Annotated in this window: 24 protein-coding genes; 15 read left to right on the top strand and 9 right to left on the bottom strand. The window is 71.5% G+C overall.

The features are described from left to right. Positions 1-3: 3 nt before the first annotated feature. On the top strand, positions 4-204 hold the full coding sequence (locus tag OO69_RS32170) for a DUF397 domain-containing protein (RefSeq protein ID WP_033284374.1): 201 nt from the start codon (positions 4-6) through the stop codon (positions 202-204). Here OO69_RS32170 and OO69_RS32165 read toward each other — a convergent pair. The 5 genes from OO69_RS32165 to hutU all read right to left on the bottom strand — a co-directional run bounded on the left by OO69_RS32165 (position 191) and on the right by hutU (position 6,689). Continuing rightward, positions 191-1,156 (bottom strand): CehA/McbA family metallohydrolase, encoded by a 966-nt coding sequence (locus tag OO69_RS32165; RefSeq protein ID WP_234444585.1) that lies wholly within the window; start codon positions 1,154-1,156, stop codon positions 191-193. The two genes, OO69_RS32170 and OO69_RS32165, sit on opposite strands and share 14 nt — an antisense overlap. Positions 1,157-1,223: 67 nt before the next feature. After that, positions 1,224-2,432 carry an imidazolonepropionase gene (hutI, locus tag OO69_RS32160; RefSeq protein ID WP_033284372.1) on the bottom strand — a complete coding sequence of 403 codons (1,209 nt, stop codon included), beginning with the start codon at positions 2,430-2,432 and terminating at the stop codon, positions 1,224-1,226. Between the two features lie 35 nt (positions 2,433-2,467). Continuing rightward, a complete protein-coding gene (locus OO69_RS32155) occupies positions 2,468-3,814 on the bottom strand; it encodes a formimidoylglutamate deiminase (RefSeq protein WP_033284371.1) in 1,347 nt (448 codons plus the stop codon). Next, positions 3,811-5,028: an allantoate amidohydrolase gene (locus OO69_RS32150; RefSeq protein ID WP_033284370.1), complete on the bottom strand. Its 1,218-nt coding sequence runs from the start codon at positions 5,026-5,028 to the stop codon at positions 3,811-3,813. Before OO69_RS32150 ends, OO69_RS32155 begins: the two co-directional genes overlap by 4 nt. Further along, entirely contained in the window at positions 5,025-6,689 is a 1,665-nt protein-coding gene (gene hutU, locus OO69_RS32145) for a urocanate hydratase (RefSeq protein WP_033284369.1), read from the bottom strand. Before hutU ends, OO69_RS32150 begins: the two co-directional genes overlap by 4 nt. A gap of 149 nt (positions 6,690-6,838) precedes the next feature. Between hutU and OO69_RS32140 the strand changes: the two genes are divergently transcribed. The 5 genes from OO69_RS32140 to OO69_RS32120 all read left to right on the top strand — a co-directional run bounded on the left by OO69_RS32140 (position 6,839) and on the right by OO69_RS32120 (position 10,591). Next, positions 6,839-8,236, top strand: a complete 1,398-nt coding sequence (locus OO69_RS32140) for a diaminopimelate decarboxylase (RefSeq protein WP_033284368.1) — start codon at positions 6,839-6,841, stop codon at positions 8,234-8,236. 183 nt (positions 8,237-8,419) lie between these two features. Beyond that, positions 8,420-8,818, top strand: coding sequence for a hypothetical protein (locus OO69_RS32135; RefSeq protein WP_033284367.1), 399 nt, complete (start codon positions 8,420-8,422; stop codon positions 8,816-8,818). Beyond that, on the top strand, positions 8,815-9,633 hold the full coding sequence (locus tag OO69_RS32130; protein ID WP_033284366.1) for a hypothetical protein: 819 nt from the start codon (positions 8,815-8,817) through the stop codon (positions 9,631-9,633). The genes OO69_RS32135 and OO69_RS32130 overlap by 4 nt, the downstream gene beginning before the upstream one ends. Before the next feature lie 34 nt (positions 9,634-9,667). After that, complete coding sequence (locus tag OO69_RS32125) at positions 9,668-10,195, top strand: roadblock/LC7 domain-containing protein (protein WP_033284365.1); 528 nt, start codon at positions 9,668-9,670, stop codon at positions 10,193-10,195. Positions 10,196-10,216: 21 nt separating this feature from the next. Beyond that, the gene (locus tag OO69_RS32120; protein ID WP_033284364.1) at positions 10,217-10,591 is read left to right on the top strand and encodes a hypothetical protein; all 375 of its coding nucleotides are present in this window, start codon (positions 10,217-10,219) and stop codon (positions 10,589-10,591) included. Between the two features lie 7 nt (positions 10,592-10,598). Here the strand turns inward: OO69_RS32120 and OO69_RS32115 are convergent, their stop codons facing one another. The 3 genes from OO69_RS32115 to OO69_RS32105 form a co-directional block, all read right to left on the bottom strand. Further along, a complete protein-coding gene (locus tag OO69_RS32115) occupies positions 10,599-11,192 on the bottom strand; it encodes a hypothetical protein (protein WP_078652655.1) in 594 nt (197 codons plus the stop codon). 233 nt (positions 11,193-11,425) lie between these two features. Next, on the bottom strand, positions 11,426-12,346 hold the full coding sequence (locus OO69_RS32110) for a MurR/RpiR family transcriptional regulator (protein ID WP_234444584.1): 921 nt from the start codon (positions 12,344-12,346) through the stop codon (positions 11,426-11,428). Beyond that, positions 12,343-13,881: an aromatic amino acid ammonia-lyase gene (locus tag OO69_RS32105; protein WP_033284361.1), complete on the bottom strand. Its 1,539-nt coding sequence runs from the start codon at positions 13,879-13,881 to the stop codon at positions 12,343-12,345. The genes OO69_RS32110 and OO69_RS32105 overlap by 4 nt, the downstream gene beginning before the upstream one ends. Before the next feature lie 142 nt (positions 13,882-14,023). Between OO69_RS32105 and OO69_RS32100 the strand changes: the two genes are divergently transcribed. The 7 genes from OO69_RS32100 (at position 14,024) to OO69_RS32070 (ending at position 20,298) form a co-directional block, all read left to right on the top strand. Next, the gene (locus OO69_RS32100) at positions 14,024-15,058 is read left to right on the top strand and encodes an ABC transporter ATP-binding protein (protein WP_033284360.1); all 1,035 of its coding nucleotides are present in this window, start codon (positions 14,024-14,026) and stop codon (positions 15,056-15,058) included. Then, positions 15,055-15,696 (top strand): ABC transporter permease, encoded by a 642-nt coding sequence (locus OO69_RS32095; protein WP_033284359.1) that lies wholly within the window; start codon positions 15,055-15,057, stop codon positions 15,694-15,696. The genes OO69_RS32100 and OO69_RS32095 overlap by 4 nt, the downstream gene beginning before the upstream one ends. Beyond that, complete coding sequence (locus tag OO69_RS32090; protein WP_033284358.1) at positions 15,696-16,358, top strand: ABC transporter permease; 663 nt, start codon at positions 15,696-15,698, stop codon at positions 16,356-16,358. Before OO69_RS32095 ends, OO69_RS32090 begins: the two co-directional genes overlap by 1 nt. A 103-nt stretch (positions 16,359-16,461) precedes the next feature. Continuing rightward, complete coding sequence (locus tag OO69_RS32085; protein ID WP_033284357.1) at positions 16,462-17,397, top strand: ABC transporter substrate-binding protein; 936 nt, start codon at positions 16,462-16,464, stop codon at positions 17,395-17,397. Between the two features lie 109 nt (positions 17,398-17,506). Beyond that, positions 17,507-18,175 carry a carbonic anhydrase gene (locus tag OO69_RS32080; RefSeq protein WP_033284356.1) on the top strand — a complete coding sequence of 223 codons (669 nt, stop codon included), beginning with the start codon at positions 17,507-17,509 and terminating at the stop codon, positions 18,173-18,175. A gap of 67 nt (positions 18,176-18,242) precedes the next feature. After that, positions 18,243-19,841, top strand: a complete 1,599-nt coding sequence (locus tag OO69_RS32075) for a SulP family inorganic anion transporter (protein ID WP_033284355.1) — start codon at positions 18,243-18,245, stop codon at positions 19,839-19,841. A 19-nt stretch (positions 19,842-19,860) separates the two neighbouring features. Then, positions 19,861-20,298: a hypothetical protein gene (locus OO69_RS32070; RefSeq protein ID WP_033284354.1), complete on the top strand. Its 438-nt coding sequence runs from the start codon at positions 19,861-19,863 to the stop codon at positions 20,296-20,298. A gap of 400 nt (positions 20,299-20,698) precedes the next feature. Here OO69_RS32070 and OO69_RS32065 read toward each other — a convergent pair whose 3' ends face one another. Then, positions 20,699-22,090 carry a cystathionine beta-synthase gene (locus OO69_RS32065; protein ID WP_033284353.1) on the bottom strand — a complete coding sequence of 464 codons (1,392 nt, stop codon included), beginning with the start codon at positions 22,088-22,090 and terminating at the stop codon, positions 20,699-20,701. A gap of 271 nt (positions 22,091-22,361) precedes the next feature. Here OO69_RS32065 and OO69_RS32060 point away from each other — a divergent pair, with 271 nt between their 5' ends. After that, positions 22,362-23,399 carry an SGNH/GDSL hydrolase family protein gene (locus OO69_RS32060; protein WP_078652654.1) on the top strand — a complete coding sequence of 346 codons (1,038 nt, stop codon included), beginning with the start codon at positions 22,362-22,364 and terminating at the stop codon, positions 23,397-23,399. A 900-nt stretch (positions 23,400-24,299) separates the two neighbouring features. Further along, positions 24,300-25,520, top strand: coding sequence for an acetyl-CoA C-acetyltransferase (locus OO69_RS32055; protein WP_033284351.1), 1,221 nt, complete (start codon positions 24,300-24,302; stop codon positions 25,518-25,520). The last annotated feature ends 115 nt before the right edge of the window (positions 25,521-25,635 follow it).

The following is a 25,635-nucleotide window of genomic DNA, read 5'->3' as shown; positions in this document are numbered from 1 at the left end:
ACCATGAGCCACGCCCTGCACTGGCAGAAGTCCACGTTCTCGGACGGCGGCGAAGGCAACACCTGCGTCGAACTCGCCGCCACCCCCATGACCCTCCACCTCCGCGAGAGCGACACCCCCGACACCGAACTCACCATCAGCACCGCCCCGTTGGCCCATCTCCTACACGGCGTGAAGTCGGGTCTGTTCCTCAACCCAGAATGATCGGGTTGCTCAGGGCCGCCATATCGCCGTCGGGATGCCGCACCTCGACCCGGACGAACGTCGGGTCCGCCGTGTCGACACGCCACTTCACCTCGCCCGCTCCCGTACCCGGCAGCGAAGCAACGTGTGCCTTTCCCCGCCCGGTGTGAAAACTGACCGTCCCTGAAGGCACGCCGCTCACGCGCGCCCGGGCCACCGCCGGTTCATCGTGGTGTTCCAACTGCCCGCCGATCTGGACCCGTTGAGCACCCGCGGAGACCTCGAAGGACAACTCCACGGCGGCAGACCCGGCGATCCAACTCCGCCCGGCACGGATCCCGGCGAGCACCGCGCCCGTACTCAGCTCCTCGGCCTGTACGACGGTGTGTGGAATGCCGATCTGGCCGGACAGGTGAGCGTCGCTGTTGCCCATCGCCGGGCGCCAACCGCCCCGCCGCCGGATGTCCGTGCCGAGACTCCGTCCCCATTCCGCCAACGCCGCCTCGTTGTCCGCCTGCCAGGGCAGGTCCGAACTCCACGGGCCGTTCCAGACCTCGACCGCGTCGAACCCCTGGTACGGGTACAGGAACGTGCCTGAGTCGTACGGCGCGTGCGGGTGCGCCGCCACGCACAACCCGCCGCCGTGATGGACTTCGTCGAGATGTCGGCCGACCGCCTTGTCCGCCGCGCCGTACCGCCAGTCGACCACCTGCCCCGGTCGTACCCCCAGCGCGAGCCAGTGGCCGGTTCTGGTGGTGACCTCCTGGCCCAGGATCACCAGGAAGTCGTCGCTGGCGTACCGGCCCCAAGTGGCGTGCGTGTCCGCGTTGTTGTGCTCGGTCGCCGCCAGGAAATCCAGACCCGCCGCGCGGGCCTCGGCAGCGAGGCGTTCCGGTGTCAGCTCGCCTCCGTGCGAGCACGTCGAGTGCACGTGACAGTCGCCGCGGTACCAACCGTTTTCGCTATCGGCCACTCGCTCCCGGCCCCTCACCCTCTGAACGCCGGGGTATTTTCTAACCAGTCACCGCGCACGGCAGTGGTTAGATGTAGCCCCGGCTTCCAGCGACCGCCCGCGTTCCCCGCCGCCACACCTCAGTCACCAGCGGCACCCCCGGCCGATACGCCAGATGCACGTGGCTGGGCGCGTCCAGCAGGATCAGGTCGGCCCTCGCCCCCGCCGTGATGCGGCCCACGTCGTCCCGGCGCAGTGCCGCCGCACCGCCCGCCGTGGCCGCCCACACCGCCTCGTCCGGGGTCATTCCCATGTCCCGTACCGCCAGCGCGATGCAGAAGGGGACGGAGGACGTGAAGGACGAACCCGGGTTGCAGTCCGTCGAGAGGGCGACCGTGACGCCCGCGTCCAACAGGCGGCGCGCGTTCGGCCATTCCGCTCGTGTCGAGAACTCCGCGCCGGGGAGAAGCGTCGCGACCGTCGCGCCGCTCGCCAGGGCGTCCACGTCCGCGTCCGTGAGGTGCGTGCAGTGGTCCGCGCTCGCCGCGTCCAGTTCTACGGCGAGTTGGACCCCCGGGCCGAACGACAACTGATTGGCGTGGATGCGTGGGAGCAACCCCCTCGCCTTGCCCGCCGTCAGGATCGCTCGCGCCTGGTCGCCGTCGAACGCGCCCTTCTCGCAGAACACGTCGATCCAACGGGCGTGCGGGGCGCAGGCGTCGAGCATCTCGCCGGTGACCAGGGACACGTAGGCGGCGGGGTCGTCGGCGTAGTCCGGGGAGACGATGTGTGCGCCTAGGTACGTCACCTCGTCCGTGTGCGCGGCGGCGATCCGGAGGGCGCGGGACTCGTCGGCGACCGTCAGGCCGTAGCCCGACTTCGTCTCGAAGGTGGTGGTGCCCTGGCGGAGGGCCTCGGTCAGGTAGCGGGTGAGGTTCGCCTCCAGTTCCGCGTCGCTCGCCGCGCGCGTCGCCGCGACCGTCGTACGGATGCCGCCCGCGCTGTACGCCCGCCCGGACATGCGGGCGTTGAACTCCTGGGTGCGGTCGCCGGCGAAGACGAGGTGCGAGTGGGAGTCCACGAAGCCGGGCAGGACCGCCCGTCCACCGGCGTCGACCCGGTTGTCAGTGGCGGGTGCTTTGCTTGATTCACCGGTCCACGCGATGCGGTCGCCGTCGATGACGACGGCCGCGTCCTGGATCAGACCGAGGGGAGATCTGTCACCTAGGGAGGGGTCGTTGGTGACCAGCGTGGCGATGTTGGTGATGACGGTGGTGCTGGTGCTGGTGCTGGTCATGGTGTCCTCGTGGGTGCGGGGTGCGGCGATCGGCTCTACGCGCGCAGGGCTTCTACAGCTGCGGCTAGCGCCTGTGGTGCGTCCGGTACCAGCGTGTGCGCCCCGTCTCGTACGACGTGCCGGCCGCCCACGACCGTGTGCCGTACGTCCGCTGCCGTCGCCGCGAATACGGCCGTCTCGGCGCCGAGCCTGGGCACCGGCCCCGCCGTTCTGACCGAGTCGAGCGCGATGGTCGTGAAGTCGGCGAGGGCGCCCGGTTCGAGGGTGCCCGCCTCGGTCCAGCCCAGGGCCGCGTGGCCGTCTGCCGACGCTGCTCGGAGCAAGGCCGCCGCCGTCCAGTGACCTCTTGTGCGGGTGCGCAGGCGCTCGTTCAGCTCCATCGCCCGCGCCTCTTCGAGGAGGTCGATCACCGCGTGGCTGTCGGAGCCGAGGGAGAGGGGGGAGCCGGCTCGTTGGAGGGCGACCGCGGGGCCGATGCCGTCGGCCAGGTCGCGTTCCGTCGTCGGGCACATGCAGGTACCGGTGCCCGAGCGACCCAGCAGCGCGATGTCCTCGTCCGTGAGGTGGGTGTTGTGGACGCCGGTGGTGCGGGGGCCCAACACCCCGTGCTCGGCGAGGAGTTGGGTCGGGGTGCAGTCGTGGGCCGTGCGGCAGGCGTCGTTCTCCGCCGTCTGCTCGGACAGGTGGACGTGGAGCGGGGCCCGGCGCTCCTCGGCCCAGCGGGCCACCGTCGCCAACTCCCTTGCGGGGACCGCCCGCACGGAGTGGATCGCGGCACCGATCCTCGCGTGATCCCGTTCCTTGAGAAGTGAAGAGCGTTCCGCCCAGGCGTCCGCGCTTCCGTCGGAGAAGCGGAGCTGGTGGCGGTTGGGGGGCTGTCCGAAGCCGGAGGAGAGGTAGGCGGTGTCGAGGAGGGTGATGCGGATACCGGCTTCGGAGGCGGCGGCGATGAGGGCCTCGCCCATGGCGTTGGGGTCGGCGTACGGGGTGCCGCCGTGGGCGTGGTGCACGTAGTGGAACTCGCCGACCGCCGTGATCCCGGCCAGCGCCATCTCGGCGTACACCGCGCGGGCGAGGGCGTGGTAGGTGTCCGGGGTCAGCTGGTCGGCGAAGGAGTACATGAGCTCCCGCCAGGTCCAGAAGGTGCCGGAGCCCACCTGGACGGTGCCGCGCAGGGCGCGGTGGAAGGCGTGGCTGTGCGCGTTGGCGAGGCCGGGGAGGGTGAGGCCTCTGAGGATCTCGGCGCCGGGGGGTGGAGTGTCAACTCCGGTGCGGACGGCGGTGATTCGGCCGTCCGTCACCTCCAGGGCGACGCCCGGCTCGACGTTGGTGTCGAGCCAGGCGTGTTCCAGCCAGTACGTCCGCGTGGTGGGGTGCGTCACCTGCAGGCCAGCCCTTCCAGTACGTCGGCGAGTGCGGTCACCCCGGCCACGCAGTCGTCCTCGGCCGCGAACTCGGCCGGGGAGTGCGAGACGCCCGTGGGGTTGCGCACGAACAGCATGGCGGTCGGGATGCTCCCGGAGAGGATTCCGGCGTCGTGTCCGGCACCGGTACCGAGGACGGGGACGGTGAGCGCCGTCTCCTTCCCCAGGACCCGGGCGAGTTCGTCGCGCAGGGCGTGGTCGAACTCGACGACCGGGGTGAAGGACTCCCGGACGATGTCGAGGTCGATGCCGTGCGCCTCGGCGTACTCGCGGGCCGCCTTCTCGACTCCGGTGACCACCGTGTCCAGGGTGTCCTGGTCGGCGGCGCGGGAGTCCAGCCAGCCGCGCACCAGGGAGGGGATCGCGTTGACGCCGTTCGGTTCCACGGCGATCTTCCCGAACGTGGCGACGGCGCCCGCTAGTTGGGCCTCGCGGCGGGCGGCGAGCACGGTCTCGGCGTACGACAGCATCGGGTCGCGGCGGTCCACCAGCCTCGTCGTACCGGCGTGGTTGGCCTCGCCCCGGAAGTCGAACCGCCACCGCCCGTGCGGCCAGATCGCGCTGGCGATGCCGACCCGGTCGCCGGAGAGGTCCAGCGCGCGGCCCTGTTCGACGTGGAGTTCGACGAACGCGCCGATACGGGCGAGCCGTTCGGGGTCGGGGCCGATGGCGTCGGCGTCGTAACCGGCCGCCGCCATGGCCTGCGGCAGCGTGACCCCGTCACCGTCGGTCAGGCGGTGCGCCTGCTCGACCGTGAGCTGCCCGGCGGTCAGCCGCGACCCGACACAGGCCAGCCCGAAGCGGGCGCCTTCCTCGTCCCCGAAGTTCACGATGGCGAGCGGCCTGGTGAACTCCGCTCCCCTGCCCCGGAGTTCGTCGAGCGCGGCGAAGGACGACACGACGCCGAGGGGGCCGTCGAAGGCCCCGCCGTCCGGCACCGAGTCGAGATGCGAGCCGGTGACGACAGCGTCCCCGGCGGCGGGGTCACCGAGCCAGGCCCACTGGTTGCCGTTGCGGTCCAGCTCGTAGGCCAGCCCGCGCGACTTGGCCTGTGCCTCGAACCAGGCCCGGCACTCGGTGTCGGCGCCGGTCCAGGCGTAGCGGCGGTAGCCGCCGGAGGCGGAGTCGCGGCCGATCGGCAGCAACTCCGCCCACATGCTGTGGAAGGTCACGCGTCTCCACCCTCGCGCATCGGCACCCGCACGCCCCGCTCGTCCGCGACCCGCTCCGCGATGTCGTAGCCCGCGTCCACGTGCCGGATGACGCCCATGCCGGGGTCGTTGGTCAGGACGCGGCGGATCTTCTCGCCGGCGAGGGCCGTGCCGTCGGCCACCGTGACCTGGCCCGCGTGGATGGAGCGGCCCATGCCGACGCCGCCGCCGTGGTGGATCGAGACCCAGGACGCGCCCGACGCCACGTTGACCATCGCGTTCAGCAGCGGCCAGTCGGCGATCGCGTCGGAGCCGTCGAGCATGGCCTCGGTCTCGCGGTACGGGGAGGCGACGGAGCCGCAGTCGAGGTGGTCGCGGCCGATGGCCAGCGGGGCCGCCAGCTCACCGGAGGCCACCATGTCGTTGAAGCGCTCGCCGGCCTTGTCGCGCTCGCCGTAGCCGAGCCAGCAGATGCGGGCCGGGAGGCCCTGGAAGTGGACGCGCTCGCCGGCCAGCTTGATCCAGCGGTGGAGGGACTCGTTCTCCGGGAAGAGGTCGAGGATCGCCTTGTCCGTCTTGTGGATGTCGGACGCCTCGCCGGACAGGGCGGCCCAGCGGAAGGGGCCCTTGCCCTCGGAGAAGAGGGGGCGGATGTAGGCGGGGACGAAGCCGGGGAAGGCGAACGCCCGCTCGTACCCGGCGAGTTGGGCCTCGCCGCGGATCGAGTTGCCGTAGTCGAAGACCTCGGCACCGGCGTCCATGAAGCCGACCATCGCCTCGACGTGCGTGGCCATGGACTCACGGGCGCGGGTGGTGAAGCCCGCCGGGTCCTTCGCGGCCTCGTCGGCCATGTCCTCGAAGGCCATGCCCACCGGGAGATACGCCAACGGGTCGTGCGCGCTGGTCTGGTCGGTCACGATGTCGATGGGGGCGCCCTCGGCGAGCATCTGCGGGAGCAGCTCCGCCGCGTTGCCGAGGAGGCCGATGGAGAGCGGGCGGCGGGCGTCGCGGGCCTCGACGGCCAGCTCCAAGGCGTGGCGCAGGTTGTCGGCCTTGACGTCCAGGTAGCGGTGCTCGATACGGCGTTCGATCGCGCGCGGGTCGACGTCGATACAGATCGCGACGCCGTCGTTCATCGTGACCGCGAGGGGCTGCGCGCCGCCCATGCCGCCGAGTCCGGCGGTGAGGGTGATCGTCCCGGCGAGGGTGCCGCTGAACTTCTTCGCGGCGACGGCGGCGAAGGTCTCGTACGTGCCCTGGAGGATGCCCTGGGTGCCGATGTAGATCCAGGAACCGGCGGTCATCTGGCCGTACATGGTGAGGCCGAGGGCCTCCAGGCGCCGGAACTCCTCCCAGTTCGCCCAGTCGCCGACCAGGTTGGAGTTGGCGATGAGGACGCGCGGCGCCCACTCGTGGGTCTGCATCACGCCGACCGGGCGGCCCGACTGGACGAGCATCGTCTCGTCCTGCTTCAGGGTGCGCAGCGTGCGGACCATGGCGTCGAAGGAGCGCCAGTCGCGGGCGGCCTTGCCGGTGCCGCCGTAGACGACGAGCTTGTCGGGGTGTTCGGCGACCTCGGGGTCCAGGTTGTTCTGCAGCATCCGCAGGGCGGCTTCCTGCTGCCATCCCAGGGCGCTCAGTTCCGTACCGCGGGGTGCTCGTACGGGGCGGGGTCCTGACATGGTCTGCCTCCTAGCGGACTGCTCTCAGCGGATCTGCGTTACGCGTTTTTACTGTTGCTATTCACATCCTGTCTTCGTGAATAGAACTAGTCAATACATCGGGGCGTCTCTGTGGGCAGGCTCTGAATGTTTGGCTGGATGTACCGATCATGGGCGACGACACGACGGGGGCTGCAGTGAACGACGAAACCCAGGGTCACACGGACCGCACCGCCCGCCGGGACGAGGCCGTACAGGCCGCCGTGGAGCAGGGGCTGCTGGGGCCCGGCGCCCCCATCGCCGCCCTGCTGGACGTCACCGGCATCCGGGAGTCGGCGGCGGAGCTGCGCGCGGCGTTCGACGCGGTCACGGCGCCCGGGACCCCCGTACTGCACGCGTTCGCCGTGAAGGCGAGCCCGCTCGTGCCGGTGCTGCGGCTGCTGCACGAGGAGGGCATCGGCGCCGAGGTGGCGAGCCCGGGTGAGCTGGCCCTCGCGCGGGCGGCGGGCGTACGGCCGGAGCGGACGGTGCTGGACGCGCCCGCGAAGACCCCGGCGGAACTGCGGGAGGCGCTGGCGCTGGGGATCGCCGTCAACGCCGACAACCCGCAGGAGCTGGAGCGGATCGACGCGCTGATGCGGTCCGCCACCAGCCGCTCCCCGCTCGGGATCCGGGTCAATCCGCAGATCGGCGGCGGGTCGATCGCCGCGCTCTCCACGGCTACGGCGACCTCGAAGTTCGGGGTGGCGCTGCGGGACGAGGGGGCGCGGGAGTGGGTGGTGCGCGCCTACGCCGAGCGGCCGTGGCTGACCCGGCTGCACGCGCACACCGGGTCGCAGGGCATCCCGCTGGCGCTGCTGGCGCGGGGCGTCGCGGAGACGTACGAGCTGGCCGAGGAGATCAACGCGCGGCTCGGGCGGCCGCAGATCGACACGCTCGACATCGGCGGCGGCCTCGGGGTGAACTTCGGTTCGGACGCGACGACCCCGACGTACGCGCAGTACGCGCGGCTGCTCAAGGAAGCGGTGCCGGGGCTGTTCGACGGGCGGTACGGGCTGGTGACCGAGTTCGGGCGGTCGATGCTGGCCAAGCAGGGCACGGTGGTGGCCCGGGTCGAGTACGCGAAGAGTGCCGGCGGGCGGCCGATCGCGATCACGCACGCGGGCGTGCAGGTGGCGACGCGGACGGTGTACGCGCCCCAGTCGTGGCCGCTGCGGATCGCCGCCTACGACGGGAAGGGGCGGCCCAAGTCGGGGGCGGACGTGGTGCAGGACGTCGCCGGACCCGCGTGCTTCGCGGGGGATCTGCTCGCCGAGGGACAGGCGCTGCCCCTGCTGGAACAGGGTGACTACGCGGCCGCGCTGGACACCGGGGCGTACTACTTCGCGGCGCACTACGCCTACAACTCCCTTGCCCGGCCGGGGATTTACGGCTTCGTGCGGGACGGCTCCGGGGGCGTGTCGTTCGCGACCGTGCGGAAGCCGCAGACGGTCGCGGAGATCGTGGCCGAATCCGGCGGGGCGCACGCCGCCGCGCTCACCACCCTGCGGGCGCCCGGGCGCCGTTGACGCACGCCCGTGCGAGCAGGGTTCAACTGACCCATGCAACTCGTGTGAAAACGGGGTCAGTTGACCCACCTTAGTCACTCGGGGGCATGTTCCACTGGAAAATGCCAGATCCCTCACCCCTCGGCCACACGGTGCGTAGCTTCGTCGTCACTCAGCCGAACCGCAGGCGGGAGGGGAGCCACGGTGCCCGGAATCGACGAGTGCTTACTGGAGGCCATGCGACTGCCCGGGGCCCGGGGCGCCGCGCTGGTCGACTGGACGAGCGGGCTGGCCCTGGGCGTCGTCGGGGAGTCCCCGGGCGGCGACCAGGAGGCCAGTGCCGCCGAGGCCGCCGAGCTGGCGCGGCTCGCGGCGGAGCACCGGGCGTTCGCGTCCGTCGGGGAGGACGGTGAGGCGGCCGGCGATCCTCCGCTGGAGGACCTGATCGTCAGCAACCGCGACAGCTATCACGTGCTGCGGTTCGTGCGGACGTCCTTCGACAGCAGTGTGTTCCTGCATCTGTGGCTGACCCGCGCGGAGGGCAACCTCGCGCTGGCCCGCATCCGGCTCGGCGAGATGGCCGGACGGCTGGTGCTGGGATGACCGCGGTCAAGGCCACACCCACCACCCCGCCGCCCCGGCTGCCCGTGCGGACCAAGTCCGACGCCGGCGACCGGGGTTGGGGCGGCGTCTCCCCGATGCTGACCCGGCTCGCCGCCGAGGAGGCCACCGGTGTCCTCGTCCGCGAGCGCGGCAGCCTGCATCTCGTGGACGGCCGGGTCGTACACGCCGAGAGCCCGTCCGCCCCCGGCCTCGACCTCCTCCTCACCGCGCACGGCACCCTGCGCACCGAGGCCTGGGAGGCCGCGGCCAAGGCGGCCGACGACCGGCACGCCACGACCCGACTCCTGCTGGACGGCGGCCTGTTGAGCCCCGGCGCGCTGGAACTGTGCCAGCTCGGGGCCCTGTACGACGCGGCGTACTTCGTGCTCGCGCCGAGCAGCACCCCGGGCCGTTTCCGCTACGGCGTCACGCATCCGCTCGGTTCCGTGCGACCGGTTCCGGTGGCCGCACTGGAGCGCGAGACGCTGCGCCGCCGCGATCTGCTGCACCGGGTGTGGCCGGACGCGGCGACGGACGGCGCGCCGCTGGTGCGGGCCGACCCCGTGGCGCCACCGCCGGTCACCGCCCGGCAGGCGGCGGTGCTGGCCCGGGTGGACGGCGTCCGCACGGCGCCGGACATCGCGCGGGCGCTGGGGAGGCGGGCGTACCCCACGCTGCTGGACGTCCGGCGGCTGGTGTCGGCGGGGCTCGTCTCGCCCCGGCCGCCCGCGCCCGCCGCCGCTCCCCTGCCCGACGTCACCGATCCCGACATCACCTTGCTGAAGAGGCTCAGAGATGCGCTGGAGGCCCTTTGAGTGGCAGCGAACACGCGCCGAGAGGAGAGAGCCGATGGCCTCCGAGGCAGAGATCCTCGACGAGCTGCGCCGGCTGAGAGCCCGCGTGCCCCAGCTGACCGGGGCACTGGCGGCGGGCGTCGACGGTCTCGTCCTGGCCCAGGACACCCCGGGCGTCGAGCCGGAACGGGTCGCCGCCCTCACCGTGACGGCGCTCGGCGTGGCCGTACGGATGGCGGACGCGACCGGGCAGGGCGACTTCCGCGAGCTGATCGTGCGCGGGGTCTACGGCTATGTCGCGACCTACGCGGCGGGCCGCGGCGCCGTGCTGACCGTGCTCGCCCAGGACCGCGTCCACGTCGGCCGGCTGCTGCTGGAGGGCCGCCGCGCGGGGGCCCGGATCGGCGAGCTGGTCGACGCCGAGGCTTCGGCCGCGGCCGAAGCCATCGCCGTGGCCGAAGAGCAGGCCGACCCGGCGCCGCCCGCCAAGGCGCCCCCGAAAACCACCACCGCACGAACGAGAACAGCGCGCGCACCACGCACCACCACAGGCACCAACGCGCGCACCACCACGGAAAGCTGAACGGACCAAAGGAGCACTGTCATGGCCAACACCGAAACCTCCCTCAAAGAGGCGCTGACCTCCATCGAGGGCGCGACCGGGGTCGCGCTCGTCGACTACACCAGCGGTATGGCGCTCGGCACGATGGGCGGCAGCAAGACCTTCGACCTCGGCGTCGCCGCCGCCGGGAACACCGACGTCGTGCGCTCCAAGCTGCGCACGATGGAGCACCTCGGCCTGAAGGGCGAGATCGAGGACATCCTGATCACCCTCTCCAGCCAGTACCACCTGATCCGCCTGCTCAAGGGCCGCGGCGGCAACGGCCTCTTCCTCTACCTGGTGCTGGACGCCGGCCGCGCCAACCTGGCGATGGCCAGGCACCAGTTGAAGAAGATCGAGGCGGACCTGGAGGTCTAGAGCCCGGCTACGCGAAGACGTCGCTACGGCGGCGCGCCCCGCCCGGGGTCGCGTCGCCCGCGGCGATACCGGTGGAGCGGTAGCCCTTGACCGGCTTGCCGGCGGGGGCGCCGTGCCGCTTGTCCAGCCAGTCGACGCGGATCCACAGCAGGGCGTCGTCGGCCCGCTCGCGCCGCCCCAGCCAGGCGGCCTTCAGCCGCAGCCCCGTCCCGGCACCGGCGAGCAGCATCCCGCCCGCCGCGGGCACGGCGAACCCGCTGGCCAGCGCGACGGCGAAGGCGAGGACGAGCCACCAGCGGTGCGCGCGACGCCAGTTCCGCGTGCTCACCGCACGGTCCTGGAGCACGTCGTGCTTCCCGGCCCGGGCGGCCCCGCGGGCCAGCGCGGTGTACCGCCGACGCCGCGCGTACGCCACCACGACCGCCGCGACGATGAACAGCGCGGCCCCGGCCATCACCCCGATCCGCCGCCCGGTAATGCCGGGCAGCAGCACCCCGACCCCCGCCGCCAGCACCCCGAACCACCACATCGGCGCGGCCCCGGCCCGCACGACGACAGCCACCCGGGCCAGCCCCTGAACTCTCCGATCTCCGCGCGCCACGTCCCGCCTCCTGGTCGTCCCGGCACAGTTCCGTAGTGCGGGGAGACTAGTGAGCGAACGTGAGACGAGTCTGAGAGCACGGCAGCGGGGGACAGGTTTTTCGGTTGGGCGGAACGGCCCCACTTAACACCCCGGCGAGCACGGACACCCCAGGGGCGCGGGGAACTGCGCGACCAGCCACGACGCACCCGCACCCGACAACTACGCCTCCGCCAGCGCCAGCCCAACGCCCGTCACTCCACGAACAACCCCCGCGCCGCCGCCCGCACATCGAACTCCTCAAGCCTCGCCTGCGCATCCGGCAGATCGTCACACATCGCCTCCAACAACACCCGCCCGAGCAGCATCGGCGCGCACGCCGTATCAAAGGCGAGGCCGGTACCGACGGCGGCCGGGATCAGCAGGTCGGACACCTTGGCGACAGGAGCGAACGCCGAGTCCGCGACGGTGACGACGATCAGCCCCGCCTCCCGCGCATACGCCAACGTGTCGACCACCTCACGCGGATGCCGCGGCAGCGCAAAGCACAGCAGCGCAGTGGCCCCGGCCCGAACCGCCGCATCGATCCGGTCGTGAATCATCGTGCCGCCCTCGTTCAGCAGCCGTACGTCCGGATGGACCTTCGCGGCGAAGTACGCGAACCCGTACGCCTGCGAGGCCGCCGCGCGCAGACCGAGCACGGGCAGCGGACGCGAGGCGGCGAGCAGCCGGCCGGCCTTCGCGACCGGCCGTGGGTCGGCCAGTATCTCGGCGAGATGCTTGAGGTTCTCGATCTCGGCCTCTACGGCCTGCTGGTACTCGTTGTACGACGCCGTGTCCGGGGAAGACTCGGAAGGCGCGACCTCACGGAGGTGTTTGCGCAGCGCCGGGTAGCCGTCGAAGCCGAGGGCGACCGCGAACCGGGTCACCGAGGGCTGGCTGACACCGGCGAGTTCGGCGAGTTCGACGCTGGAGAGGAACGGCACGTCGGCGGCGCGGCGCACCATGCTGTGCGCGATGCGCCGCTGGGTCGGCGTGAGCCGGTGCCCCTCGAAGAGCGCCTGCAGCCGGGCGGCCGGGCTGTCGGTCACCCCCGCGCTCCTGTCCACGGCACCGTCCACAGCCCCACCCACGCTCTCGTCCACGCTCCCGTCCACACTCCTGTCCACGCTCATGACGCGCTCCCCCTCCAGATCTCCGTGAACCGGTCCAGCAGTCCCGCCGCCGCCGTCACATCGTCCGTGAGCGGCCGGTCCGCCGTCTCGTCGTCGAGCACCGATTCGGCCAGCTCCAGCGCGCGGCCGACCGGGAGTTCCGGGTCGGGCCGCAGCCCGCGCTGGCGCAACGCCCGTACGGCGGCGACGAGTTCGCAGCCGACGACGAGACGGTACGCGCGGCAGGCGCGCAGTGTCTGACGTGCGGCGAGCGAGGCGAAGCTGGCCTGTTCCTCGACGCCCCGGGAGAGTACAGCGTGCCCGAGCGAGGCGGGAGCGGAGAAGGCCCTCAGGTCGCCGAGGGCGGCGGCAGCGGCGTACTCCAGGATCATCACCCCGGAGGACGCGGCCTCGTTGTCCGCGAGGAACGGCTTGAGGCGGGTGAACCCGGGCTCGTTCAGCGAGGAGAGCCGTGACGTCGACAGCCGGGCCACCTGGGTGAGCGCGAGCCTGAAGTGGTCCAGGGCGAGGACGAGTTGGGCCTGGTAGAAGCCGCCGTGGTGGTAGGCGGTCATGTCCTCGGCGGAGATGAACGGGTTCTCGGCGGCCGCGTTGATCTCGATCGCCAGCACCTCCTCCAACGCGTCCGCCGCGTCATGCGCGGGCCCGTGGATCTGCGGCAGACACCGGAACCCGTACGGGTCCTGAATCCGCCCGAGGGGAGGAGTGGGCCGGTCCGCGGCCCCGATCAACTCCCGCATCCGCCGCGCGACTTCGGTAGATCCCCGGTGCGGCCGAGCCGCGTGCACCGGCGCGGCATACGGCTCGTGCGACCCGTCGACGGCGAGCAGCGACAACGCCCCGACGACCTGCGTGGCCCCGATCAGCCCCCTCAACTCATGCAGGGCGAGGGCGGATTGGCCGAGGGTGAGCGCGTTGCTGCTGATCATCGCCAACGCGTCGTTGTTGTCGAGGGGTTGGGGCTCGGGGACGCCCGCAAGACCGGGACCACCGAAGACGCTCCGCCAAGGGTGCTCCCCCACCAACGCCAGCCCCACCTGAGCCAGCGCCGCGATGTCCCCCGTCCCCACCGACCCGAACTCGTTGACGACCGGATACACCCCGTTCTCCAGCGCCTCGCACAACGCCGTGACGACCGTAGGACGCAGCCCCGCACCCCCGGCCAGCAACTGGTTGGCCCGGACGGCGAGCATCGCCCGCACCTCCCGCGCCGGAAGCTCGTCGCCGATCGCGCCGGCGTGGCTGCGCAGCAACCGCAGGCCGTGCTCCGCCGCCGCCTCCGTGGGCACGTCCTCGTTCCGGTTGGCACCGACGCCCGTCGAGCGGCCGTAGACGCGGCCGGTCGCGGCGATCTGGCGGGCCGCGTCCCAGGACTCCGTCGCGCGCTTCATCGCGTCGGTGCCGGGGACCGGGCGGGCGTCCCCGTCGGCGAGGCGTACGACGTCGGTGACCCCGAAGCCGACCCCGTCGAGGACGACCAGATCGGTGCCTCCGGACAGCGCCACATCGGAGGCGTCCACGATCTGAGACGACATAAGGCGACGAACTCCCCTCAATCAGGACACTCGATCTTGCCTGCCGGTCATCCGTTACCTCGGATTAACGCGGAGACATTGACAAACTATTCAGACACCGAGAACTCTGCATGACGTTATACAGCCGGGCAAGGGACAACTCATGATCCAGTTCGACGCGGTCCACAAACGCTTCCCCAACGGCACGACAGCAGTTCACGACCTCTCCCTGGAGATGCCGGAAGGCGGGGTCACCGTACTGGTCGGTTCCTCCGGTTGCGGCAAGACGACCACCCTTCGGATGATCAACCGGATGATCGACCCGACCTCGGGCGTCATCAAGGTCGGCGGCAAGGACGTCACCCAGCAGGACGCGGCCGAACTGCGCCGTTCCATCGGGTACGTCATCCAGCAGTCGGGGCTCTTCCCGCACCGCACGGTGCTGGACAACATCGCCACCGTGCCGCTGCTCCTGGGCCACGGCCGGAAGAAGGCCAGGGCCCGCGCGGCCGAGCTGCTGGAGACCGTCGGGCTCGCCGCCGACGCCGGGAAGCGCTACCCGCACCAGCTCTCCGGCGGCCAGCAGCAGCGCGTCGGCGTGGCCCGCGCGCTCGCCGCCGACCCGCCGGTGCTCCTGATGGACGAGCCCTTCGGCGCCGTCGACCCGGTGGTCCGCACTCAGCTCCAGGACGAACTCCTGCGCCTGCAGAAGGAGTTGAACAAGACCATCGTCTTCGTCACGCACGACATCGACGAAGCCGTACGGCTCGGCGACCGCATCGCGATCTTCCGCACCGGCGGTCACCTCGTCCAGTGCGCGGCCCCCGCCGAACTCCTCGCCCGCCCGGCCGACGACTTCGTCGCCGACTTCCTCGGCGCCGAACGCGGCCTCAAGCTGCTCTCCCTCACCACCCTCGCCGAGGTCCCGCAGGGCCCGGCCCCCGAGGGCGACACCTGGACCCTGGTCGTGGACGAGGCCCGCAAACCCCTCCACTGGGCATCCAAGGGCGCCGAGATCCCCGTACGACCGCTCCAGGACGGCGATTCCCTCCTCGCCGCCCTCAACGAGTCCGTCGCCTCCCCGAACGGCCTGATCGCCCGCGTCGACGCGAACGGCGTCCTCACCGGCGTCTCCTCCCGCGACGACATCCACACCCACGCGGGCCAGGCACACGCCGAGGCAAGGGTCGCGGCATGACCATCGACTGGTCGTGGATAGGCGACCACACCGACGACCTCACCAGCCTCACGTTCTCGCATCTCCAGGCCGCGATGACCGCCGTCTTCCTCGGTCTGCTGATCTCGCTCCCGCTGGCGGTCGTGGCCCACCGCGTCCGCCCGCTCCGGGGCTTCCTGCTCGGCCTGTCGAACGTGCTCTTCACGATCCCGTCGATCGCGATCTTCGTGCTCCTGCTCCCGATCAGCGGCCTCACCCGCACCACGACCGTGATCGGCCTGACGGTCTACACGCTGGTCGTACTGCTGCGAAACACGGTCGAGGGCCTCGACTCGGTCCCCGCGAAGACGAAGGAGGCCGCGAAGGCGATGGGCACGCGGCCCCTGCGCACGCTCCTCACCGTCGAACTCCCCCTCGCGCTCCCGGTGATCATGGCCGGTGTCCGTATCGCCACGGTCATGTCGATCTCGCTCGTCTCGGTCGCGACCTACATCGGCGACGGCGGCCTCGGCCAGCTCTTCACCGACGGCTTCCAGCGCGACTTCCCGACGCCGGTGATCGTGGGCGTGGTCCTGACCCTGCTCCTGGCCGTGGTGGCGGACGCCCTGCTGGTCGGCCTCCAGTACGTACTGACCCCCTGGACGAGGCGGCGAGCCTGATGTTCGAACTCTTCAAGAACCTCGGCAAGTGGCTGACCAGCGGCTCCCAGTGGGCCGGTTCGGACGGCATCGCGCACCGCCTCGCCGAGCACCTCCAGTACTCGCTGCTCGCGACCCTCATCGCGGCCGCGATCGGCCTCCCCCTCGGCCTGCTGATCGGCCACACCGGCAAGGGCGCGTTCCTCGCAATCAACCTCGCGTCCTTCGGCCGCGCCCTGCCGACCGTCGGCCTGGTCGTCCTCGTCTTCCTGGCCAGCGGCCTGTCGATGTGGCCGGTGTACATCGCGCTGGTCGCCCTCGCGGTCCCGTCCATCGTCACGAACACCTACGCCGGGATGACGGCCGTGGACCCGGACGTGAAGGACGCGGCACGCGGCCAGGGCATGCGCGGTCACCAGGTGCTGTTCCAGGTCGAGTTGCCCCTCGCGCTCCCCCTGATCATGACCGGCCTGCGCCTCGCGCTCATCCAGGTGGTCTCCACGGCAACCGTCGCCGCGTACGTCTCCTTCGGGGGCCTGGGCCGCTTCGTCTTCGACGGGCTCGCCCAGCGGGATCTTGTGCAAGTGCTGGGCGGGGCGGTGCTTGTCGCCGTTGTCGCCATCGTGCTGGACCTCGGTCTCTCCGGGCTTCAGCGCTTCCTCTTCCGTCATCGCACGGCGTGAGCCCCTCGCTCGATATGCCGTCGATCGTCTGCGGCTTCGTCGTGGCTGGTCGCGCAGTTCCCCGCGCCCCTTTGGGGCGCGCCGAACCTGAAGGAACCCGAAAATGAACCGTCGCACTCTCCTCGGCGCCCTCGCCGGAACGGCCGTCGCCGTGCCCGTCCTGTCCGCCTGCTCCAGCGGTGTCACCTCGCTCGACGGCGGGAGTTCGTCCGGCGGTGGCAGCGCCTCCAGCAAGAACGGCGTCACCATCGGCACCGCCAACTTCACCGAGAACCAGGTCCTCGGCTACCTCTACGCCGCCGCTCTCGAAGCGGCCGGCGTGAAGGTCAAGGTCCGCCCCAACCTCGGCACCCGCGAGATCGTCTTCCCCGCCCTCAAGAGCGGCGACATCGACCTCCTCCCCGAGTACCAGGGCGCCCTGCTCACCTACCTCCAGCCCAAGTCGAAGGTCGCGGAGCCGGGCGAGATGCAGAACGCCCTCACCCTCGCCCTCCCCTCCGGCCTCCAGGTCCTGGCCTACGGCATCGCGGAGGACGCGGACTGCTTCGCCGTCACCCGCGAGACCGCCAGGAAGTACGGCCTGACCTCGCTGGCCGACCTCGCGAAGCACAACGGCAAGCTGACCCTGGGCGCCTCCGCCGAGGTGAAGACCCGTCAGGTGGGCGTCGTAGGACTGAAGGACGTGTACGGCGTGGAGTTCAAGGAGTTCAAGTCCCTTGATTCCGACGGGCCGTTGGTGAAGGGCGCGCTGAAGAAGGGCGATGTGGACGTGGCGAACCTGTTCACCACCGACACCGACATCAAGGCCAACGACTGGGTGGTCCTGACCGACCCCAAGACCCTGATCCCCAGCCAGCACATCGTCCCGCTCATCGCCGACCGCGTGGCCGACCCCACGGTCCGCAAGGCGCTCGCGCGGCTCGGGAACCTCCTCACCACGGCCCAGCTCACCGAGCTGAACCGCCAGGTGGACAAGGACAAGAAGGACCCGGAGGACGTGGCGAACACGTACGCGAAGCAGCACGGCATCACGAAGTAATGGCACGCTGATGATCTGACGAGGGATCAGTCAAGTGTCGTTAAACCGGCACTCTCGGTAACTGATCGCATGCGTAGGGTGATTTCACGCTCACCACCTGAGGAACCGCATGGCCTCGAACCGCAGGGCCTTTCTGACGGCCACCGCCGTCGGCGCGCTGGCCGCCGCCCCTCCGACCGCCACCGCCGCCGTCGGCCCACCGCCCCACCCGACCACCGCCCCCGCCGCGCTCGCCGAACTCCTGGACGGCAACCGCCGCTACGCCACCGACCACTCCCGCCACCCGGACGAGAGCCGCCGACTCCGCCACCAACTGGCCGTCGCACAGCACCCGTTCGCGGTGATCGTCGGCTGCATCGACTCCCGGGTGCCGCCGGAGCTGGTCTTCGACCAGGGCCTCGGCGACCTGTTGTGCATAAGGACGGCCGGCGAGGTCCTGGACGAGGCGGTGCTCGCGTCCATCCAGTACGGGGTGGAGGAACTGCGCATCCCCCTGGTGCTGGTGCTCGGCCACGAGCGCTGCGGCGCGGTCGCGGCGACCCTCGCGCACCTGGAGACCGGCGCCCCCGTCCCCGGCCATCTCGCGCTCCTGGTCGACGAGATCAGCCCGGCCGCGCGCCGCACCCGCGCCCTGCCCGGCGACTGGGCCGAGCACACCATGCGGGCCCACACGGCCTGGGTCCGGGACGCGATCCGCGCCGACCCCGCCTTCACCTCCGCGCACGTCGTCGCGGCCCGCTTCGACCTCGACACGGGGCTCGTGTCGCTGCTGCCGTAGCCCCAAGTCCCCACAGCATCAAGGCTGTTGGGCCCACTCCCCTCACGCTCCTGACGCGAAGAAGCTCATGAACATGAACGGCGTGCTCTCCGTCCTGCCCTCCCCCGCCGACTTCCGCACCATGACCCGCGCCCCGCGCCGCGACCTCCTGTGCGGCCTCACGGTCGCCGTCGTGGCGCTCCCGCTCGCCCTCGGTTTCGGGGTGACGTCCGGACTCGGCGCGGCCTCCGGCCTGATCACCGCGATCGTCGCGGGCTCGCTCGCCGCGCTGTTCGGCGGCTCCGCGCGCCAGGTCAGCGGGCCGACCGGCGCGATGACCGTCGTCCTCGTCCCGATCGTCCACGAGTACGGCGCGAACGGCGTCCTGACGGTCGGTCTGATCTCCGGCTTCATGCTCCTCGTGCTCGCCTTCGCCCGCGCGGGAGCGGCGATGGCCTACGTCCCCGCACCCGTGATCGCCGGTTTCACCATCGGCATCGCGTGTGTGATCGGGCTCCAGCAGGTGCCGTCGGCGCTGGGCGTGCCCACCCCGAGCGGTGACCAGGTCGCGGTGGTCGCGGCCCGGGCGGCGGAGGAGTTCGACGCGACCCCGCACTGGGCAGCCCTCCTGCTCGCCCTCGGCTCGGCCGCGCTGATGCTGGCCGGGGCGCGCTGGAAGCCCACAGTTCCCTTCTCCCTGGCGGCAGTTGCGGTGGCGACGGCCGTGTCCGAGGCCCTGCACCTGCACGTCACCCGCCTGGGCACGCTCCCAGCCTCGATCCCGGCCCCTTCCCTCGCCTTCCTGGACGTGTCCCGCGTCCCGTCCTTGTTGCTCCCCGCGGCGGCGGTGGCGGCGTTGGCCGCCCTGGAATCCCTCCTCTCCGCCTCCGTCGCGGACGCGATGCGCCCCGGCGAGCGGCACGACCCCGGCAAGGAACTCTTCGGCCAGGGCATCGCCAACCTCGCGGCCCCGCTCTTCGGCGGTGTCCCGGCGACGGGCGCGATCGCCCGCACCGCCGTCAACGTCCGCACCGGCGCCACCTCCCGCCTGGCCGCCCTCGCGCACGCCGTGATCCTCGCCGGGATCGTCGCGGTCGCGGCACCGCTGGTGGGCCGTATCCCGCTGGCCGCGCTGGCCGGGGTGCTGCTGGCGACGGCGATCCGCATGGTGGAGACGGACGCGGTCCGCGCGATGGCCCGCTCGACGCACGGCGACGCCCTGGTCCTGGTCCTCACCGCGGCCGGCACCCTCGCCCTCGACCTGGTGCGCGCGGTGCTGATCGGCCTCGGCGTCTCGGTCCTGCTCGCCCTGCGCGCGGCGATGCGCGGCACCCGCCTGACCCCGGCAACGACCGACGAACTCCCGGACACCTCCGGCACGGTGACCTACCGCTTCGACGGCCCCCTCCTCTTCGCCGCCGCCCACCGCTTCCGCCGCAGCCTCGCCGACGTCCAGGACGTGACGGCCGTGGACCTGCGGCTGTCGGGGCTGACGGCGGTCGACGCGACGGGTGCGCTGGCCCTGAAGGACGCGGTGGGCGAGCTGCGCGACCGGGGTATCGAGGTCAGCATCACGGGCGTCGAGCACGGTCATCGCCGGGTGCTGGAGTCGCTGGGGGTGCTCCCGGTGAACCCGACTCCGAACAGGGGGGCTATCCCCAGTGCAGCGGGCGCGGCGGCTCCCTAATCTGAGTCGCATGACGGGAATGGACGCGAACGACGTCGAACTCAAGAAGGAACTCAACGCCACCCTGCAGGCGCGCAGGGAACTCGGCGACGAGTACGAGTCGGCGCTGGTCGACTCCTTCCTGGAGAAGGTCGACCAGCGGATCGACGGCGCGGTGGAGCGCCGGGTGCGCCGACAGCTGGCCGAGCAGCAGATGGTGGTCGCCCGCGGCTCGTCGCGCGGGCCGAAGCCCACCGACTCCTGGGGCGAACGCTTCGGCTTCGGCATCGTCTCGATGGTCCTGGCGATCCCGCTGTCCGCGATCGGCGGCGGCATCGCCCACCTGCCCGGCCTGCTGGTGGCCTGGGCCGGCATCGTCGGGGTCAACGCCGTCCAGGCCGCGCGGACGAATCCGGGGCTGTTCGGGAGCCGGCGCCGCGGGTCCTCGCGGTCCGATGACGACGCCTGGGAGGACTGACCGTCCCGGGGGAGTTGTGCCACTACGGGACGTACGGGGCCTGCTGGGCCGTAGACGATGTGGCCGTGAAAAAGCTATGCGCGGGGACCGCCGCACCCCCCGTTGCCGGGAGGGCGGGACGACGGCGGTCCCCGCGAGGGACGCGTGCCGGGTCAGGGCCGGGCGTGCGCGTCCTAGGCGTCGGTGGAGGTCCGGGAGCCGCTCCGGAGGTCCGTGACGCCGTTTTTGTGCCGGCGAGGCGGGGAGCCGCTCCCGCCCTGCCGACACCCACTAATCTGCCCGACGCTTGTTAAGCGTGTGCTGCGTGGACGTGACGCCCTCGTACCACTTCCGCGAAGTCCACCGTTTCGGTGGGCAACCGCAAAGTCGCCGTCGACACGGCCCGTTCACCGGACGTTTGCTACTGCTTCCCGCCCTTGGCGAGGAAGGACAGCAGGTCCTGCCGGCTGATGACCCCGGTCGGCTTGCCCTCGACCAGGACGATCGCCGCGTCGGCGCCGCCGAGCACGGTCATCAGGTCGCCCACCGGCTCACCGGAGCCGACCTGCGGCAGCGGGGCCGACATGTGCTTCTCCAGCGGGTCGGTCAGCGAGGCGCGCTGGGTGAACAGGGCGTCCAGCAGCTCCCGTTCGACGACCGAGCCGACGACCTCCGCCGCCATGACGTCCGGGTGACCGGCGCCCGGCTTCACGATCGGCATCTGCGAGACGCCGTACTCGCGCAGCACCTCGATGGCCTCGCCGACCGACTCCTCCGGGTGCATGTGCACGAGGGACGGGATGGCGCCGTGCACCTTGTCGTTCAGGACGTCGGCGACGCGGGCGCTGGGACCCTCGTCCTCCAGGAAGCCGTAGTCGGCCATCCACTCGTCGTTGAAGATCTTCGAGAGGTACCCGCGCCCGCTGTCGGGGAGGAGTACGACCACGACGTCGTCGGGGCCCAGCCGCTCGGCGACCCGCAGCGCGGCGACGACGGCCATCCCGCAGGAACCGCCCACCAGCAGCCCCTCCTCCTTGGCCAGCCGGCGGGTCATCTGGAAGGAGTCCTTGTCGGACACGGGGACGATCTCGTCCGCGACGGTCCGGTCGTAGGCGGTCGGCCAGAAGTCCTCACCGACGCCCTCGACGAGATACGGCCGCCCGGAGCCGCCGGAGTACACGGACCCCTCGGGGTCGGCGCCGATGACCTGGACAGCCCCGTCACTGGCGTCCTTGAGGTAGCGCCCGGTGCCGGAGATGGTGCCGCCGGTGCCCACACCCGCGACGAAGTGGGTGATCTTCCCCTCGGTCTGCTCCCAGAGCTCGGGGCCGGTCGAGTGGTAGTGGGAGAGGGGGTTGTTCGGGTTGGAGTACTGGTCCGGCTTCCAGGCGCCCGGGGTCTCGCGGACGAGGCGGTCGGAGACGTTGTAGTACGAGTCCGGGTGCTCGGGGTCCACGGCGGTCGGGCAGACGACCACTTCGGCGCCGTACGCGCGCAGCACGTTGATCTTGTCGGTGGACACCTTGTCGGGGCACACGAAGATGCAGTGGTACCCCTTCTGCTGGGCGACGATGGCCAGGCCGACGCCGGTGTTGCCGCTGGTCGGCTCGACGATGGTGCCGCCGGGCTGAAGCTCCCCGCTCTTCTCGGCCGCCTCGATCATGCGCAGCGCGATGCGGTCCTTCACGGATCCGCCGGGGTTGAAGTACTCCACCTTGGCGAGCACGGTCGCCTGGATGCCCGCGGTCACGCTGTTGAGCCTCAGCAGCGGGGTGTTGCCGACGAGGCTGATCATCGAGTCGTGGAATTGCACCGTTGTCTCCGGTTGCTGCAAAGAAGTGTCGTGAATGGTCCTGTCAGCGTAAGGCCCGTTCGGCGGGGTCGGTACGCGGGGAATCCGCGGGGCGGGCGGGTGCCGGTGAGCGGGTCCGGTGCGGGCGGCCGCAGGGCGGAGGAGTCGTTGACGCCTCTGGGACAGCGCGCGAGTGGGCGCCCGGAATCCACGTTCACCGCCCGTTGAGATTGGACGACGTGCTGTTCGGGGCAAGGAGTGGATGACGGCTTAGAGGAGGTGGCGGCGGCGTATGACGAGGATGTCGAGGGCGCGGGTGGCCCGGCGGATCGCGGCCGGTGCGGCGTACGGCGGCGGCGGGGTCGGACTGGTGGGCGCGGCGGCGATCGGGCTGGTGCTGGCCGAGGTCCGCTTCGTGAAGCGCCATGTGGGCAACGGCCATGCGCCGGGCAGCAACCATGTGCCGAGCGCGGACGGCCGGTACGGACATGTCTACGACACCCCGGGTGAACCCCCGATCCGGCTGACCATGCTCGGCGACTCCACGGCGGCGGGCCAGGGCGTCCACCGGGCGGCCCAGACCCCGGGCGCGCTGCTGGCGTCCGGGCTCGCGGCGGTCTCGGAACGCCCGGTCGAGCTGCACAACGTGGCCCTCCCGGGCGCCCAGTCCGACGACCTGGACCGCCAGGTGGCGCTGGCCCTGGCGGACACCACCCGGGTGCCCGACGTCTGCGTGATCATGATCGGCGCGAACGACGTCACCCACCGCATGCACCCAACGCGGTCGGTCCGTCACCTCTCGGCGACGGTACGGCGGCTGCGCACGGCCGGCGCCGAGGTGGTCGTCGGCACGTGTCCCGACCTCGGGACGGTGGAACAGGTCCAGCAGCCGCTGCGCTGGCTGGCCCGCCGGGCGTCCAGACAGTTGGCGGCGGCCCAGACGATCGGCACGGTCGAGCAGGGCGGCCGCACGGTGTCGCTGGGCGACCTGCTGGGCCCCGAGTTCGCGGCGAACCCCCGCGAGCTGTTCGGCCCGGACAACTTCCACCCCTCGGCGGAGGGCTACGCCACGGCGGCCATGGCCGTCCTCCCGACGGTCTGCGCCGCGCTGGGCCTCTGGCCGGCCGAGGAGGACCGCCCGGACGCGTCCCGCCGCGAGGGCTTCCTCCCGGTGGCACGGGCCGCGGCGGAGGCGGCTTCGGAGCCGGGCACGGAGGTCACTGCGGCGATGCCGACGGGGCCGCGGGGACCGTGGGCTCTGCTGAAGCGGCGAAAGCGGCGGCGGGTTCCGGAGCCGGAGGTGGCGCCTTCTGGGGCGTCGGGGGTTTGAGCGGCGTCGTCCAGCGCGTCGGGGGTTTGAGCGCGGGGCGACGCCTTCCCAGCCCGTCCGGCTTTTGAGCGCGGGGCGGTACCGTCCAGCCCGTCCGGCTGTTGAGGACGAGGCGGCGTCCTCCAGCCTGTCCGGGGCTTGAGCGCTGGGCGACACCGTCCAACCCGTCCGGCGTTTGAGGGCGGACGGCACCGTCCAAACCCGTCCGGCGTTTGAGGACGAGGCGGCGCCTCCCAGCCCGTCCGGCTCTTTAGCCCGGGGTGACACCTTCGAGCCCGTCCGGCATCTGAGCCCGAGCTGGCACCCTCCAGCCAGTCCGGCTCTTGAGCCCGAGCCGGCACCCTCCAACCCGTCCGGCTCTTGAGCCCGAGCCGGCACCCTCCAACCCGTCCGACGTCTGAGCCCGAGCCGGCACCCTCCAACCCGTCGGGCGTCTGAGGACAAGGCGGCCCCCCTCCAACCCGTCCGGCTCCTGAGCCCAAGCCGGCACCTCCCAGTCCATCCGGTATCTGAGCCCGAGCCCACACCCTCCAGCCCGTCCGGCGTTTGAGGACGAGGCCGTTCAGGCCGATGGGGGGCTGGGGGCGCAGCCCCCAGGGGCGCCCGCTCCGACCGAGCCGCACCCCTCGACCGCCCGGCCGCCGGACGGGCCGGGGTTCGCTCGCCTCTCGGCCGACCGAGTCGGGTGGTGGGTGGGCGCAGGCCCGGGGGTCCAGGGGGCGGAGCCCCCTGGGACGGCCAGTGAGTCGGGGGGAGCTGCGAGCCAAGCAAGCGCTTAGACAATTGCGGCGCGGGTCACACAGCGATCCCCGTGACCTGCGCCATACGTGCGGGTAACTTCGCAAGGAAGCCGTGCCAGTCCCCCGCACCTCACGCCGTACGAACGCCAATGGAGCCGTGATGCCCGAAGCCGTCATCGTCTCGACCGCCCGCTCCCCCATCGGCCGCGCCGTCAAGGGCTCCCTCAAGGACCTGCGCCCCGACGACCTCACCGCCACGATCATCCAGGCCGCCCTCGCGAAGATCCCCGAGCTGGACCCGAAGCTCATCGAGGACCTGATGCTCGGCTGCGGCCTCCCCGGCGGCGAGCAGGGCTACAACCTCGGCCGGATCGTCGCCGTACAGATGGGCATGGACCACCTGCCGGGCTGCACGATCACCCGTTACTGTTCCTCGTCCCTGCAGACCAGCCGCATGGCCCTGCACGCCATCAAGGCAGGCGAGGGCGACGTCTTCATCTCGGCCGGCGTCGAGATGGTCTCCCGCTACGCCAAGGGCAGCTCCGACGGCATCCCCGGCACCACGAACCCGATCTTCGACGAGGCACAGGCCCGCACCGCCGCCACCGCCACGTCCGAGGGCTCGACCTGGCACGACCCGCGCGAGGACGGCCTGCTCCCCGACCCGTACATCGCGATGGGCCAGACCGCGGAGAACCTCGCCCGGATCAAGGGCGTCACCCGCCAGGACATGGACGAGTTCGGCGTCCGCTCGCAGAACCTCGCCGAGGAAGCCATCAAGAACGGCTTCTGGGAGCGCGAGATCACCCCGGTCACGCTGCCCGACGGCACGGTCGTGTCGAAGGACGACGGCCCGCGCGCCGGCGTCACCCTGGAGGGCGTCTCCGGCCTGAAGCCGGTCTTCCGCCCCGACGGCCTGGTCACGGCCGGCAACTGCTGCCCGCTGAACGACGGCGCCGCCGCGGTCGTCATCATGAGCGACACGAAGGCCCGCGAGCTCGGCCTCACACCCCTGGCCCGGATCGTGTCGACCGGCGTCTCCGGCCTCTCCCCCGAGATCATGGGCCTGGGCCCGGTCGAGGCGTCCAAGCAGGCGCTGGGCCGCGCCGGTCTCACCGTCGACGACATCGACCTGTTCGAGATCAACGAGGCGTTCGCCGCCCAGGTGATCCCGTCCTACCGCGACCTGGGCATCCCGCTGGAGAAGCTGAACGTGAACGGCGGCGCGATCGCCGTAGGCCACCCCTTCGGCATGACCGGCGCCCGCATCACCGGCACGCTGATCAACTCCCTCCAGTTCCACGACAAGCAGTTCGGTCTGGAGACCATGTGCGTCGGCGGCGGCCAGGGCATGGCGATGGTCATCGAGCGCCTCAGCTGACCAACTCCCCGTAATCGCGCGGGAACTTTGCGTCACCTCTTGGCCCGGAACCCAGTAACCACCTGGGTTCTGGGCCGATTTGTGATCCAATCTCCCCCAGGATGTGACCTATCTC

Origin of the sequence: Streptomyces sp. NRRL F-525 (assembly GCF_000716605.1) — a bacterium.
Taxonomy (GTDB): Bacteria; Actinomycetota; Actinomycetes; order Streptomycetales; family Streptomycetaceae; genus Streptomyces.
Note: the sequence above shows the minus strand (reverse complement) of the source record. Positions and strands in the feature narration are given on the sequence as shown.

What these genes read in the sequence shown, in the direction of transcription:
- OO69_RS32100 (WP_033284360.1), top strand. Translation starts at nt 14,024, where the DNA reads ATGATCCAGTTCGACGCGGTCCACAAACGCTTCCCCAACGGCACGACA.
- OO69_RS32125 (WP_033284365.1), top strand. Translation starts at nt 9,668, where the DNA reads ATGGCCTCCGAGGCAGAGATCCTCGACGAGCTGCGCCGGCTGAGAGCC.
- OO69_RS32080 (WP_033284356.1), top strand. Translation starts at nt 17,507, where the DNA reads ATGGCCTCGAACCGCAGGGCCTTTCTGACGGCCACCGCCGTCGGCGCG.
- OO69_RS32085 (WP_033284357.1), top strand. Translation starts at nt 16,462, where the DNA reads ATGAACCGTCGCACTCTCCTCGGCGCCCTCGCCGGAACGGCCGTCGCC.
- hutI (WP_033284372.1), bottom strand. Translation starts at nt 2,432, where the DNA reads ATGACCAGCACCAGCACCAGCACCACCGTCATCACCAACATCGCCACG.
- OO69_RS32170 (WP_033284374.1), top strand. Translation starts at nt 4, where the DNA reads ATGAGCCACGCCCTGCACTGGCAGAAGTCCACGTTCTCGGACGGCGGC.
- OO69_RS32120 (WP_033284364.1), top strand. Translation starts at nt 10,217, where the DNA reads ATGGCCAACACCGAAACCTCCCTCAAAGAGGCGCTGACCTCCATCGAG.
- OO69_RS32105 (WP_033284361.1), bottom strand. Translation starts at nt 13,881, where the DNA reads ATGTCGTCTCAGATCGTGGACGCCTCCGATGTGGCGCTGTCCGGAGGC.
- OO69_RS32090 (WP_033284358.1), top strand. Translation starts at nt 15,696, where the DNA reads ATGTTCGAACTCTTCAAGAACCTCGGCAAGTGGCTGACCAGCGGCTCC.
- OO69_RS32060 (WP_078652654.1), top strand. Translation starts at nt 22,362, where the DNA reads ATGACGAGGATGTCGAGGGCGCGGGTGGCCCGGCGGATCGCGGCCGGT.
- OO69_RS32075 (WP_033284355.1), top strand. Translation starts at nt 18,243, where the DNA reads ATGAACATGAACGGCGTGCTCTCCGTCCTGCCCTCCCCCGCCGACTTC.
- OO69_RS32095 (WP_033284359.1), top strand. Translation starts at nt 15,055, where the DNA reads ATGACCATCGACTGGTCGTGGATAGGCGACCACACCGACGACCTCACC.
- OO69_RS32055 (WP_033284351.1), top strand. Translation starts at nt 24,300, where the DNA reads ATGCCCGAAGCCGTCATCGTCTCGACCGCCCGCTCCCCCATCGGCCGC.
- OO69_RS32140 (WP_033284368.1), top strand. Translation starts at nt 6,839, where the DNA reads ATGGGCGACGACACGACGGGGGCTGCAGTGAACGACGAAACCCAGGGT.
- OO69_RS32130 (WP_033284366.1), top strand. Translation starts at nt 8,815, where the DNA reads ATGACCGCGGTCAAGGCCACACCCACCACCCCGCCGCCCCGGCTGCCC.
- OO69_RS32110 (WP_234444584.1), bottom strand. Translation starts at nt 12,346, where the DNA reads ATGAGCGTGGACAGGAGTGTGGACGGGAGCGTGGACGAGAGCGTGGGT.
- hutU (WP_033284369.1), bottom strand. Translation starts at nt 6,689, where the DNA reads ATGTCAGGACCCCGCCCCGTACGAGCACCCCGCGGTACGGAACTGAGC.
- OO69_RS32070 (WP_033284354.1), top strand. Translation starts at nt 19,861, where the DNA reads ATGGACGCGAACGACGTCGAACTCAAGAAGGAACTCAACGCCACCCTG.